The sequence below is a fragment of the Pseudomonas sessilinigenes genome, assembly GCF_003850565.1.
Classification (GTDB): Bacteria; Pseudomonadota; Gammaproteobacteria; order Pseudomonadales; family Pseudomonadaceae; genus Aquipseudomonas; species Aquipseudomonas sessilinigenes.
In genome coordinates, this window is the sequence record NZ_CP027706.1 from 2,704,969 (window position 1) to 2,717,807 (window position 12,839).

General features: G+C 65.8%; 13 protein-coding genes and 1 pseudogene. 8 read left to right on the top strand and 6 right to left on the bottom strand.

Annotated elements, in window-relative coordinates; all coding sequences use genetic code 11:
* Nucleotides 1–15 precede the first annotated feature (15 nt).
* The 3 genes from C4K39_RS12700 to C4K39_RS12710 are packed head-to-tail and all read right to left on the bottom strand — an operon-like array spanning nt 16 to nt 3,028.
* Entirely contained in the window at nt 16–843 is an 828-nt protein-coding gene (locus C4K39_RS12700) for a sulfite exporter TauE/SafE family protein (protein WP_124346567.1), read from the bottom strand.
* Nucleotides 840–2,117 carry an NAD(P)/FAD-dependent oxidoreductase gene (locus C4K39_RS12705; RefSeq protein WP_068578325.1) on the bottom strand — a complete coding sequence of 426 codons (1,278 nt, stop codon included), beginning with the start codon at nt 2,115–2,117 and terminating at the stop codon, nt 840–842. Before C4K39_RS12705 ends, C4K39_RS12700 begins: the two co-directional genes overlap by 4 nt.
* Before the next feature lie 26 nt (nt 2,118–2,143).
* Complete coding sequence (locus C4K39_RS12710; RefSeq protein WP_068578323.1) at nt 2,144–3,028, bottom strand: MBL fold metallo-hydrolase; 885 nt, start codon at nt 3,026–3,028, stop codon at nt 2,144–2,146.
* Between the two features lie 253 nt (nt 3,029–3,281).
* On the opposite strand from C4K39_RS12710, the gene C4K39_RS12715 reads away from it, so the two are divergent.
* Complete coding sequence (locus C4K39_RS12715) at nt 3,282–4,595, top strand: sigma-54 interaction domain-containing protein (protein ID WP_124346568.1); 1,314 nt, start codon at nt 3,282–3,284, stop codon at nt 4,593–4,595.
* Between the two features lie 131 nt (nt 4,596–4,726).
* Here C4K39_RS12715 and C4K39_RS12720 read toward each other — a convergent pair whose 3' ends face one another.
* Complete coding sequence (locus C4K39_RS12720; protein WP_124346569.1) at nt 4,727–5,257, bottom strand: GNAT family N-acetyltransferase; 531 nt, start codon at nt 5,255–5,257, stop codon at nt 4,727–4,729.
* Between the two features lie 180 nt (nt 5,258–5,437).
* On the opposite strand from C4K39_RS12720, the gene C4K39_RS12725 reads away from it, so the two are divergent.
* The 4 genes from C4K39_RS12725 to C4K39_RS12740 all read left to right on the top strand — a co-directional run bounded on the left by C4K39_RS12725 (nt 5,438) and on the right by C4K39_RS12740 (nt 8,349).
* Entirely contained in the window at nt 5,438–6,937 is a 1,500-nt protein-coding gene (locus C4K39_RS12725) for a helix-turn-helix transcriptional regulator (protein ID WP_124346570.1), read from the top strand.
* A gap of 135 nt (nt 6,938–7,072) precedes the next feature.
* Nucleotides 7,073–7,324 (top strand): CsbD family protein, encoded by a 252-nt coding sequence (locus C4K39_RS12730; RefSeq protein ID WP_022643959.1) that lies wholly within the window; start codon nt 7,073–7,075, stop codon nt 7,322–7,324.
* A 10-nt stretch (nt 7,325–7,334) separates the two neighbouring features.
* Nucleotides 7,335–7,586, top strand: a complete 252-nt coding sequence (locus C4K39_RS12735; RefSeq protein WP_068578314.1) for a DUF1652 domain-containing protein — start codon at nt 7,335–7,337, stop codon at nt 7,584–7,586.
* Nucleotides 7,587–7,731: 145 nt separating this feature from the next.
* Nucleotides 7,732–8,349, top strand: a complete 618-nt coding sequence (locus tag C4K39_RS12740) for a trimeric intracellular cation channel family protein (protein WP_068578340.1) — start codon at nt 7,732–7,734, stop codon at nt 8,347–8,349.
* 57 nt (nt 8,350–8,406) lie between these two features.
* Here C4K39_RS12740 and C4K39_RS12745 read toward each other — a convergent pair whose 3' ends face one another.
* Both C4K39_RS12745 and C4K39_RS12750 read right to left on the bottom strand, forming a co-directional pair.
* Entirely contained in the window at nt 8,407–9,798 is a 1,392-nt protein-coding gene (locus tag C4K39_RS12745; RefSeq protein ID WP_068578312.1) for a sensor histidine kinase, read from the bottom strand.
* On the bottom strand, nt 9,776–10,459 hold the full coding sequence (locus C4K39_RS12750) for a response regulator transcription factor (RefSeq protein ID WP_053128966.1): 684 nt from the start codon (nt 10,457–10,459) through the stop codon (nt 9,776–9,778). The genes C4K39_RS12745 and C4K39_RS12750 overlap by 23 nt, the downstream gene beginning before the upstream one ends.
* A gap of 181 nt (nt 10,460–10,640) precedes the next feature.
* Here C4K39_RS12750 and C4K39_RS12755 point away from each other — a divergent pair, with 181 nt between their 5' ends.
* From C4K39_RS12755 to C4K39_RS12765, 3 genes and pseudogenes are all read left to right on the top strand, one after another.
* Nucleotides 10,641–10,991, top strand: coding sequence for a YdcA family protein (locus C4K39_RS12755; protein WP_124346571.1), 351 nt, complete (start codon nt 10,641–10,643; stop codon nt 10,989–10,991).
* 40 nt (nt 10,992–11,031) lie between these two features.
* A complete protein-coding gene (locus C4K39_RS12760; RefSeq protein WP_068578307.1) occupies nt 11,032–11,427 on the top strand; it encodes a hypothetical protein in 396 nt (131 codons plus the stop codon).
* 912 nt (nt 11,428–12,339) lie between these two features.
* Nucleotides 12,340–12,816 (top strand): annotated as a pseudogene (locus C4K39_RS12765) (Csu type fimbrial protein); the annotation flags it as partial.
* Nucleotides 12,817–12,839 lie beyond the last annotated feature (23 nt).

Below are 12,839 nucleotides of genomic sequence, written 5' to 3' on the forward strand. Positions count from 1 at the left end.
GCGGGCCGGGATGCTTCAGTGGGGCAACAGGCCCAGGGCGCCGCCGGCCAGGAGCAGGGCGGCGCAGATGCCGGTGACGGCGAACAGTTGCTGCAGCCGTGGCCCGGCCAGGTGGCTGGCGACCTGGCGACCGAGCACCAGGCCCAGCACCGCGCCGAGGGCGAAGGGCGCGCCCACCGCCCAGTGCATCACGCCGCTGAGGCTGGCGGTAACCACGCTGCCCAGGGACACCAGGGCGATCACCGCCAGGGAGGTGGCGACGATGCTCTTGCTGTCCAGGTTGGTGTAGCGGCTCAACGCCGGGATGATCACGAAACCGCCACCGACCCCCAGCAGCCCCGACAGCAGCCCGGAGAGCAGGCCGGTGAAGGTCAGCGCCCGGGCGCAGGGCAGGGTCCAGCGTAGCCGGCCCTGGGCCGGGTTGAGCACGCAGGGCTGGAACGCAGGGCGCGGCGCCGGCCGGCCCTGTTTGAGCTCCAGGCTGGCCTTGCGCAGGATGCGCCCGCAGGCGTACAGCAGCACCACGGCGAACAGCAGGGCCAATGGCAGGTTCGGCAGGCGGTGGGCCAGCCACAGCCCCAGTGGCGCCATGAGGATGCCGATGCCGGCGACGAACCCCGCGGCGCGATAACGCACGATGCCCTGGCGCAAGCCGAGGATGGCCCCAACGCTGGCGGCCAGGCCCACCGCCAGCAGGCCGATGGGGGCGGCCTCGACCATGCTTAGGCCGAGGCCGAATACCAGCAGCGGCACCGCGAGGATGCCGCCGCCGGCCCCGGTCAGGGCCAGGATCGCGCCGATGATCGCCCCCAGGCCCGCACCCAGCAGACTGTGTTCATTCATGCTTGGGAGGTGTCCGTGGCCAGGGTCGGGTGTGCCAGCCATTCGTGGCCCTTGAGCATGCCGCGCCAGTACAGCGGTGGCAGGATCATCTCCTTCAGCCACCAGGCGCGCCGGGTCGGCTGGCGCCCGTCCAGCAGCCAGGCGGGAAAGCTGGGGGCCAGCTTGCCGCCGTAGGTGAACTCGGCGAGGACGATCTTGCCCCGTTCCACGGTCAGCGGGCAGGAGCCGTAGCCGTCGTAATGGGCCAGCCGGGTCAGGCGCTTGAGGGCCACCAGCACGTTGTTGGCCACCACCGGCGCTTGCTTGCGCGCGGCCGCGGCGGTCTTGGCATTGCTGGTGTTGGTGGCGTCGCCCAGGCCGTGGATATTGGCGAAGCGCTTGTGGCGCAGGCTGTGGGGGTCGACGTCGACCCAGCCGGCAGCGTCGGCCAAGGGGCTCTGGCGAATGAAGTCCGGGGCGCACTGTGGCGGCACCACGTGCAGCATGTCGAACGGCCGTTCCAGGGTTTCCTGGGTGCCATCGGCCAGGGTGCGGACGAAGGTCGCGCGCTGGGCCGGGCCGTCCACCGCCACCAGGTTGTGGCCGAAGTCCAGGTCGATGGCGTACTTCTTCACGTATTCCATCAACGCCGGCACGTAGTCGGCGACGCCGAACAGTACGCCGCCGGCGTTCATGAAGCGCGGCTTGATCGCGCCCAGGCGGCCCTGGCGCAACCAGTGATCGCAGGACAGGTACATGGCCTTTTGCGGCGCGCCGGCGCACTTGATCGGCATCGGCGGCTGGCTGAACAGCGCCTGGCCCTGTTGCAGTTGCTGCACCAGCTCCCAGGTGTAGGGCGCCAGGTCGTAGCGGTAGTTGGAGGTCACGCCGTGCTTGCCCAGGGCCTGGGGCAGGCCGTCGATGGCTGCCCAGTCGAGCTTGAGGCCGGGGCAGACGATCAACTGGTCATAGGCCAGCACGCGCTCGTCGGCCAGCACCAGGGCATTGTGCTCGGGCTCGAAGCGGCTGACCGCCTGGCGCAGCCACTTGACCCCCTTGGGCATCAGCGAGGCCATGTCGCGGCGGGTGGATTCGGCGCTGAACACCCCGGCGCCCACCAGGGTCCAGCCGGGTTGGTAGTAGTGGGTGTCGGCGGGGTCGATGATCGCCACGTCCAGGTGGGGATCGCGGGACAGCAGGCTGGCGGCGACGGCGATACCGGCGGCACCGCCGCCGACGATCAGCACCTGGTGGCTGCCGTCGACGGCACGCGGGGCAGGGTGGATGGGACGCATGGCAAGGTCTCCGTATGGAGTAATCGTTATAGGGTGTTCAGGGGGATCTTCAGGTAGCTCACGCCGTTGTCCTCGGGCTCGGGGAAGTGCCCGCTGCGCATGTTGACCTGCACCGAGGGCAGGATCAGCACCGGCATGTCCAGGGTCGCGTCACGGGCTTCGCGCATCTTCACGAAGCTGTCCTCGTCAACGCCCTGGTGGATGTGGATGTTGTTGGCCCGCTGTTCGGCCACGGTGGTCATGTATTGCAGCTCGCGGCCGTTGGGCAGGTAGTCGTGGCACATGAACAACCGCGTTTGCGGTGGCAGGGCCAGGATCTTGCCGATGGAGCGGTACAGGGTTCGCGCGTCGGCACCGGGGAAGTCGCAGCGGGCGGTGCCGTAGTCGGGCATGAACAGGGTGTCGCCGACGAAGGCCACTTGCTCTTCGCCCACCTGCACCAGGTAGGTCATGCACGCCGGGGTGTGCCCCGGGGTGTGCATGGCCCGGGCGGTGAGCTGGCCGATGGCGAACTCGCTGCCGTCGGCCAGCAGCACGTCGAACTGGCTGCCGTCACGGGCGAACACCGGGGCTTCGTTGAACAGCGCGCCGAAGACTTTCTGCACCCGGGTGATCTGGTCGCCGATGGCCACCTGGGCCCCGAGCTGCTCCTTGAGGTAGGCGGCGGCCGAGAGGTGGTCGGCGTGGACGTGGGTTTCCAGGATCCAGTCGACCTGCGCCTCAAGCTCCCGGACCCGGGCCACCAGGCGGTCGGCGGACTCGGTGCGGGTGCGGCCGGACTTGGGGTCGTAGTCCAGCACGCTGTCGATCAGGGCGCAGCGGCGCGTGGCGAGGTCCATCACCAGGTAGCTGATGGTCCAGGTGTGGCTGTCGAAAAAGGCTTCTACACGCAGCGTGTCGCTGATGATCATGGGGCACTCCGGCAATGAAGGGCGAGGGCAGTCTGCGCTGCCGCTCCTGCCTTGGACTGTCAATAAACGTGCCAACCCGGCATAGCGCCGGCCGGCACCCGTTACTGGGTGTGCAAGCTTGCCAAGGCCCTGGTACGGGGCTTTAGGCGGGGTGACTGTCACCCGGAAGTGGCAGTGAGTTGGCAGTTTGTGGCAGAAAATGGCAGTGACGGGCGCCTTGCTTTAAGCTTTCGCCATTGCCCTGGAGCCTGTCATGTCCCTGATCGCCACCGACCTTGCCAATTTGCGGATGTCTGCCCTGGTGTCCTACCTGGAGCACGATCCTCAACCGAGCATAGTGCTGGACACCGACTACAACATCATTGCCGCCAATGCGGCCTACCAGCGCCAGTTCGGTGTGGCCGGCAAGCCCCATGTGGGCGCCAAGTGCTACCGGGTGTCCCACCAGTTCGCGGTGCCGTGCGACCAGGCCGGCGAACACTGCCCGATGCGCAAGGCCCACGACAGCCGGGTGCCGGAACGCATGCTGCACATCCACCACACCCCGCGCGGGCCGGAGCACGTGGATGTGGAGCTGCGACCGATCATCGATGCCAGCGGGGCGGTGGTGGCCTATGTCGAGCGCCTGAGTTCGGTGGCGGTGGCCTCGGTGCAGCCGCAGCAACATGGCCTGGTGGGGCGCTCGCCGGCATTCAATGAAGCCCTTGGCGCCCTGCAGCGGGCGGCGCCGGCGCCGATCCCGGTGCTGCTGCAAGGCGAGTCGGGCACCGGCAAGGAGTTGTTCGCCCGCGCCCTGCATGACGGCAGCCCGCGGGCCGCTGGGCCGCTGGTGGTGGTGGACTGCACCGGCCTGACCGAGAGCCTGCTGGAAAGCGAGCTGTTCGGTTACGAGAAGGGTGCCTTCACCGGGGCCCTGCAACGCAAGATCGGCCTGGCCGAAGCGGCCCACGGCGGCACGCTGTTCCTCGATGAAATCGGCGAGGTGCCGCTGGCGATGCAGGTCAAGCTGTTGCGGTTGATCGAGTCCGGCAGTTTTCGTCCGGTGGGCAGCCTGCGCACCGTGCATTCGGACTTTCGCCTGGTGGCCGCGACCCACAAGCCGCTCAAGGAAATGGTTGCGGCCGGCACCTTCCGCCAGGACCTGTACTACCGCATCAGCGCCTTCCCGATCCGCTTGCCGGCCCTGCGCGAGCGCAGCGACGACCTGCCGCTGCTGATCGACAGCCTGCTGCGCCGGCTCGACCCGGGGGCGATGTTGCGGCTCGATCCGCCGGCCCTGGAGCAACTGCGGCTGTACGCCTTCCCGGGCAATATCCGCGAGTTGCGCAATATCCTGGAGCGGGCGCGGTTGTTCAGCGACGACGGGGTGATCCGCCTGCAGGACCTGCCGCCGGAGCTGCGCAGTTCCCAGCCTGCGGCCCCGGTGGCCCGGCGTCGCGGCGGCAAGGACCTGGAGCAGCTGGCCCACGCCCTGGAAGTGTTCGACGGCTCGCGCGCCGAACTGGCCAAGGCCCTGGGCCTGAGCGAACGCACCCTGTACCGCCGGCTCAAGGCCCTGGGCCTGTAGCCGCTAGATATCGCCTCGTGTAGCCGCTGCCGCAGGCTGCGCACGGGCGCGCAGCGGCCGCCAGAGGGCGGTTGGGGCGCTGGCTGGAAGGCCCGGCGGGCCTTGGCGCAGCTTTGCAGGCCCAGCAGCGGCTACAGGGTGGGGGCGGGCAGGTCGCGGGCCATTACCCACATGCCGATCTGTTCCAGGTCGGTGCTGAAGGGTACTTCGCCGACCTGGCGCAGGCCGGCGCTTTCATAGAAGCGCCGGGCGCCGGCGTTGCTCTTGAGCACGTCCAGCCACAGGCAGCGCGCGCCGCCCTGGCTGGCCCGTTGCAACACGTGGTCCAGTAGCACCCGGCCATGGCCCTGGCCGGCCTGGGACTTGAGCAGGTAGATCTTCTGCAGCTCGGCCCCGATCATATCGCTGCCGGGCATGGGCCGGTTCCAGTTGAGCTTGGCGAAGCCGATGGGTGCCTGCTGCGCGTTGAGGGCCAGCAGCCACAAATGTTCGTGCCGGGCGGCCAAGGATTGCTCCAGCGCCTGGGGCGCGAAGTCCTGGTCGAGAAAACGCTGCATGCCCTCGGCGCTCCAGATCGAGGCGAAATGCTCGCGGTAGGTGGCGCGGCCTATGGTCTGCAACGCTTCCAGATCGCGTTGTTCGGCTTCACGGATGGTGATCATGCTGCACTCCTTGCCAGGTCCGGGGTCGCGCAGCTTACTCCGAGCCTGCGTGCCTGGGCCAGAGTGATAGGGCCAAAGTGCCAGGGCGCAATGCCGGGGCACGATGGCGCCGGCCCGTGGTCGTAATGGCAGTTGCCCTTGTCCCTTGCCCGGCCATTGCCGTGGCCTTCAGGAGATGCCATGAGCCAGGCCGTACTTGCCACCGAAACCAATCGCCGCCAATTGCAGCAGATCATCTCGGGACTGTCCGACGGGGTGATCCTGATCGAGACCGACAAGGCCAGGAGCCTGCTCTGGGCCAATGAGGCGGCACTGGCCATGCACGGGGTCAGCGAAGTCAGCCAGCTGGGCGCCAATGCCCGGGAATACGCCAAGCGTTATGCCTTGCGCTATCGCAACAACCATCCCCTGGCGCTGGACAGCTACCCCATCAGCCGGGTGGCCGCCGGCGAGACCTTCAGCGATGTGGTGGTGGAGGTCCAGGCTGAGATCGAGGGTGAAGCCAGGCACTGGGTGCACCGGGTGCGCAGCATGATCCTCAGCGACCGCGGCGGCGCCCCGGAATCGCTGGTGCTGATTCTCAGCGATGCCACCGACTGGGCCAGCGCCGAGCAGCGCTTTGAGAAGACCTTCAGCGCCAACCCGGCGCCGGCGGTGATCTGCCGCCTCAGCGACCTGCGCTACATCAAGGTCAACCAGGGTTTCCTGGAAATGACCGGCTACGCCCGGGACCAGGTGATCGGCCGTTCGGTGTATGAGCTGGATGTGCTGGAGGACGCCGAGCACAAGGACCTGGCCATCGAGCGCCTGGGGCAGGGCGCGACCATTCCGCAGATGCAGGCCGAACTGCGCCTGCCCGAGGGCGGCAGCAAGCTGGTGATCGTCGCTGGCCAGCCCCTGGATATCAACGACGAAGACTGCATGCTGTTTTCCTTCATGGACCTGGAGCCGCGGCGCAAGGCCGAGGTCGCCCTGCGCCAGAGCGAGGAGCGCTTCGCCCGCTCGTTCCGCCTGACCCCGGTGCCGACCCTGGTGTGCAGCGCCGAGCAGCAGATCGTCGACGTCAACGAAGCTTTCCTCAACACTTGCGGCTACAGCAGCGAGGAGCTGCTGGGCAAGACCCTCGACAGCATCGGTTTCATCGCCGAGCAGGCGGCGGCCCGGCAGTTGTTCAGCCAGCTGGAGAAGAGCGGCCACGTCATGGGCCAGGACCTCAAGGTGCGCAAGAAGGGCGCCGAGCTGATCGACTGCGTGGCCTACGCCGACACCGTGGTGATTCAGGACCAGCCCAGCTACCTGCTGGTGTTGATGGATATCAGCGATCGCAAGCGTTCCGAACTGGAGCTGGTGGGTGCCATCGAGGAGGTGATGCGCGACGCTTCCTGGTTCAGCCAGACCCTGATCGAAAAACTCGCCAATGTCCGCAACAGCCGTGGCCCTGGCGCCCCGGGCACGTCCTCGGCCGACCTGACCGCCCGCGAGCGTGAAGTCCTGGGGTTGCTCTACCAGGGCCTGGCGGACAAGGAGATCGCCGCCCAGTTGCAACTGGCCCTCAATACCGTGCGCAACCACGTGGCGACCCTGTATTCCAAGCTTGGCGTGCACAGCCGTGGCGAGGCCATCGTCTGGGCCCGGGAGCGCGGGTTGTTCGCTGGCGCCCTGGCGGGCGGGCCGCGTTGAGCTGGTGCGCATGCACTAGTGCGGCTAGTGCATATGCGCCTTTTGCCAGGCGTTACGGGTTCTTAGGCTGTGAGTGTGCGCAGGTCCGTTGTTGGAACCTGGCGCCCGATCAACCACAGCGAAAGGACAATCGACATGGCTAGCGAGCAGCTCAAGGGCAAGGTGGACAAGGCGGCAGGCAAGGCCCAGGCGATGGTGGGTGAACTGCTGGACGATGAGCCGATGCAGGCTCGGGGCATGGCCCGGGAAGCGGCGGGCCAGTTGCAGGAGCACTACGGCGAGGTGCTGGACCGGGGCTTGCGTTGGGCCCGGGAGCGCCCGCTGGCCAGCGTGGCGTTGTTGGCGGGTGTCGGCCTGCTGGCCGGCCTGTTGCTGCGGCGTCGCTGAGGTGCCCGGGGTGATTACCCAGGCGCAGCTACGGGCCTGTATCGAACAGCGCCTGGCGCCACTGGCTTGCAGCTTCACCACGGCGGGCGACGGCACCCTGACCCTGCGGGTGTTCGAGCCCCACAGCGGCCGGGTCGACCTGGTGGCCAGCGGGCTCAGCCTCAAGGCCCTGCGCAGCGAGGCCGATGTGGTGAAGATGATCGACGAACTGCTCTATGAGCTGGACAGCAACTCCCTGGGGCGCATCGACCTGACGCCCTGAGCCTTCTCGATGGCGGCGCCGCCGGCGCTGGACTATAAGCAAAGGGTCGCTGGCCGCGCTCGCGGCCGGCCTTGCGAGTTGGCCCCATGCCCGCAACCTTTCCCTACTCCGATCGTGGTGAACCGTGAACGCCCGGGTTCAGGGTGTGCCCGGTCGTTTGGACAATATCGTCCTGGTGGCGGATCTGGCCGGTACCGCGGTGTTCGCCGTGGAAGGCGCGATCAGCGCCATGCGCGCCCAGCTCGATCTACTGGGGGTGATGGTGATTGCCTTCATCGTCGCCCTTGGCGGTGGCGTCACCCGTGACCTGTTGATCGGCGCCAGCCCGCCCAAGGCGGTGGCCGACTGGCGCTATCCGGCCCTGGCCCTGGTGATGGGTGGGCTGGCCTTCGTGTTCCATGAAGGGGTGCTGGGGATTTCCGAGCCGTTGCTGATCCTGCTGGATGCGGCGGGGCTGGGGCTGTTTGCCGTGGCCGGCACGCAGAAGGCCTTGAACGTCGGCATCTCGTCGTTCGTGGCGACCCTGATGGGCACCGTGACCGGGGTCGGTGGCGGGGTGATCCGCGACATCGTGCTGGCGCGCATTCCCCTGGTCTTGCAGGTGGATTTGTACGCCAGCTCGGCCTTCATCGGCGCGGCCACCCTGATCCTCGCCCGACGCCTGGGGCTGGCGCCCATGGCCTGCGCCTGGTTGGCCGGCAGTGCGTGTTTCGCCCTGCGCATGCTCTCGGTGCACTACGGCTGGCAATTGCCCCGGGCCTGATTGGCGTAGATCGCTGTGTGTAGCCGCTGCCGAAGGCTGCGCATGGGCGCGCAGCGGCTATTCGGTGATCAGGTTGGGGTGGCAGTCCAGGCTCAGGCGGGCGCCGCCGCGTTCGCTGGTGCCGACGTCGAGCTTGAAGCCGTGCAGGTCGACGATCGCCGCGACGATCGACAGGCCCAGGCCAAAGCCGCCCTGGGCGTTGTTTTCGTCGACCCGGTAGAAGCGCCGGAACACCGCGGCGCGCTCCGCCGGGGGAATCCCGGGGCCGGAGTCGAGTACTTCCAGGCGCGGGCTGCCGCCGTCGTCCAGGCCACGCAGGATCACCTCACCACCCGGCGGGGTGAACTTGATCGAGTTGCTCAACAGGTTGGCCAGGGCCTCGAACAGCAGCGCCCGGTCGCCGACCATGCGCGGCAGGCTTGGCGGCACCTCCAGCACCAGGCTCAGGCGGCCTTCCTCGGCCAGGGGCAGGTAGAAATCATGCAGCTCTTGCAGCAGCGGCAAGGGGTCGAGTTCGAGAAAACCCGAACGGCGCCGACGGTCTTCCAGTTCCGAGATCCGCAGCAACCCGCGAAAGCGCGCCATCAGGGTGTCGGCTTCCGCCAGCAACTGGTCCATCTGCAACGCCTGGGGCGAGCCTTCCTCGGCCTGCTGTTGCAGGCGATAGAGCTGGGCCCGCAGACGGGTCAATGGGGTGCGCAGATCGTGGGCGATGTTGTCGCACACACCCTTGACCTCATGCATCAGCCGCTCGATGCGCTCGAGCATGGCGTTGACGATGGCCGCCAGCATGTCCAGCTCGTCGCGCCGATTGGACAGCGGCAGGCGCCGGGTCAGGTCGCCGGCGACGATGGCGTCGGCACTGGCCTGGATCTGCCGGATGCGCCGCAACGGCCGGCGCCGCAGCAGGTGCCAGCCGGCCGCGCCGGGAATGATGGTCAGGGAAATCCCCCAGAGCAGGGCGTGGAGGATGATCCGGGTCACCGCGAACAGCGAGCCGTTGTCGCGCACCAGCACCAGCCAGCGGCCGTCGCGGGTCAGGGTGGCCACCGCATCGCAACTGTCCCGGGGCAGGCTCGGGTCGTCGGAGTCGATGCAGTTCTTCAGCTCGTGGATCTTGCCGTCCAGGGGCAGGTCCTCGGGGATCTCGCGGATCGGTCCGCTCAGTGGCCGGCGCTGGGCGTCGAACAGGCCGTAGGCGTCGATGGCACGCATGTCGAAGGTCATGCTGGTGGCCAGGGCTTCCACCAGTTGCTCGCCCTCGAAGCGGGCGAACAGGTGCTGGCGCTGCATCAGCGAGTGCTTGGCCAGGCTGTCCAGGTAGTTGGAGACCTCGTAGTACAGCACCCCCATGAGGATGCAGCTCCAGGCCACGAACAGCGAACTGTAGAGCGCCAGCAGGCGGCTGCTGGAAGAGCGCCAGCCCTTAGAGGGGTTCAGCGATGACATAACCCGAGCCTCGCACGGTGCGGATCAGCGGGGCCATGCCGGGTGGGTCGATCTTCTTGCGCAGGCGGCCGATGTGCACGTCGATCAGGTTGGTCCCCGGGTCGAAGTGATAACCCCAGACCTCCTCGAAGATCATCATCCGCGAGAGGATCTGCCCGGTGTTGCGCATCAGGAATTCCAACAGCTTGTATTCGGTGGGCAGCAGGCTCAGCAGTTGCTCGGCGCGGGTCGCCTCGCGGCTGATCAGGTTCAGCTCCAGGTCCGCCACCCGCAGGCTGGTGTCGAAATCCTTGACCGTGTTCTTGCGCCGCAGCAGCACCTCGACCCGGGCCGCCATCTCGTCGGAGGCGAAGGGTTTGGTCAGGTAGTCGTCGCCGCCGGCGCGCAGGCCGCGCACGCGTTCGTCGACATCGGACAGGGCGCTGATCATCAGGATTGGCGTCGACACGCCGATGGTGCGCAGGGTGGTGACGATGGCCAGGCCGTCCAATTCAGGCAGCATGCGGTCCAGGGTGATCAGGTCGTAGTCGCCGCTGACGGCGCGCACCAGGCCTTCGCGGCCGTTGTCCACCCAGTCCACGTCCAGGCCGTGGCTGCTCAGTTCAGCGACGATTTCCCGGGCCGTTACGGCGTCGTCTTCAATGGTCAGAATGCGGGTCATGGGCGAAGCACCTGTTGCAGGGGTTCATGGCACAGGAGGGCATTCTGCCAAGAAACCGCAGCCTGGATTCTAAAAAAACTTTCATCTATCGCACTCACCCCATCATGGCCAGTGAAATCCAGCGTCACTGGGCCAGAACGCTGATATCATCTGGCCACTTTTTTTGCCAGGAGGCACGAGCATGGGCAGGGTGATCCAAATGGGCAGCAAACCCGCTTCATTGCTGTGCCTGGGCCTGCTCCTTTTGCTGGGCAGCAGCGTTGCGCTGGCGGGTAACCAGCCCTGTTCCGGGCGCAAGGGCGGCATCGCCCGCTGCGATGGTGAGTTGTTCCTGTGCCGTGATGGCTCCATCAGCGCCTCGAAGAAAAACTGCGCGCTGATGTTCGGCGAACCTGCGCCCAGCCCCCGGGCGCAACCGTTGCTGCGCGACGCCGAGGGTTGCAGTTGCGGCTCTGGCAGCTTTTGCATCGGGCCCAGGGGCGGGGTCTACTGCCTGACGCCCAGTGGCAATAAAAGCTACAAGCGGCGCTAGCCAAGCCGGCGCCGGATTCTTCCACTCGAGATTGTCGACGATGAACAAGACCTCCCGTTTCAAACGCCTGGGCCGGCTGCTGCTGGTGAGCCTGGTACTCAACAGCCTGAGCCAGATCCTGCTGGCATTACCCGCGGCCATCGCCCTGGTGGGCGCCGTGCCGCATTATGCCTGGAGCCTGTTGGTGACCACGGGCGTCAAGATCCTCCTGCTGACGCCGCTGACCGCCGTGATCCCGGGCCTCTTGATGCTCTTCGGCCTGCGCTTTGGCGCCTGGGCCTGCCTGCCGATGTGCATCCTGCTGATGATCCTGGGGCCCTGGCCTGGAACCAGCATCGGCCAGTTCCTGCTGGGTTACTGGATCATCGCCTTGCTGGGCCGCTTTGCCTGGCTCAAGGGGCGCGACCTGTACTACTACGCCCGCGCCAAGTCCTGATTCGTTCCGGGTTATCAAGCCGCTGCCAGCGAGTGTTGGGGGCGGCTTTTTTGTTTCGGCGCCTCGCTTGAGTCTCAAGGTTTGATGAGCGTGGGAGTGGAGCTGAAACTACCCGCCATCCGCTACCCAGTTGGCAACTTTCGGTGAGCGAAGGCTTCCGGGTGTTCAAATAAATTTAATGATCAGTGAGTGTAACTTTACAGTGCGCGTTCTTGTGCGCTGGGTAGACATTGTTTTGATGTTGTTTTTTTCGTTGTGGGTGTTATTTGAGTATGTTGGTTTTCATGTAAAGAACGGTCCGGAATATGGCGATTAAGAGCGTGGAAAGATAACAATCAGATAACATTTCAATAACATCGGCTTTGATTTTTTCATTGATTTTTTATCGTTTTTCGCCGCGAGTGATTGACCGTCCTGGCCCTGTTGGGCTGGATCAAGGGCTTGCGAGGGTATCGCATAAAGTGCTGGTCCAGTGATGAGCAATTTATTTATCTCTATGTTTTAAAAGCGAATTACCTGTTTGCCCAGGTGCTGTCCGCTCTCGGGAGAAGTTGTGCGTTATGGCTTCGCGGGCGATGGTGAGTATTGGACGGGCGACGTCCACTCGATAATAAAATTCATGGGTGCACTATCGTTTATTCGAAGTAAGGCGTGTAGAGTTTTCGGGCGAACATTCCCGCTACCCATGTATCGTGGAGTGGGTGTCTTCGTTATTTTTTAGTCGAGGTCTTTACAGGTGTCGGCCACTGCGCATGCGGCTTCTCTGTGGGCGAAACATAATAAAAAGCTTATTGGACAACAATAAAGTTGCGTATTGACTGCCACTGTATAAAGAGGATCAAGGAGATGAATGGAGTGCTTCTGCCGATCATATCCCTGGGGGCGTTCCTGGGCCTGGTGTCGTTGCCTTCACTGGCGGGAACCCTGGTCGGCCAGGTCGGCGTGCGAATGGTCATCGGCGCCGGCTGTACCATTATCAACGGCAGTGTCAATGGCGGCGTCAACCAGTGGGGCACGCTCGATTTCGGCAGTCACGCCGATCTCACCAACGTGGTCGATGCCCAGACCGTGGGGGCTAATGGCAACATCCAGATCAAGTGCAGTACCGGCCTGACCCCAAGGCTGACAGTGGATGCCGGGCTGTATGCCAGCGGTGCCCAGCGCTTCATGCGCAGTACCACGACCGCCGCCAGTACCATCGCCTATGCCCTCTACTCGGACAGCGCCCGCAGTTCACCGATCCAGGTAAACATGCCGGTGAACATCGTCACCAGCGGCGCGGCCATCGACATCCCCCTCTACGGCCGCGTGGCTCCCACCGGACAGAGCACCACCACCCCAGCGGCAGGCACCTACACCGACACCTTGCTGGTCACCGTCGCCTGGTAGGGCGCATCCACCGGGTCGCCAAC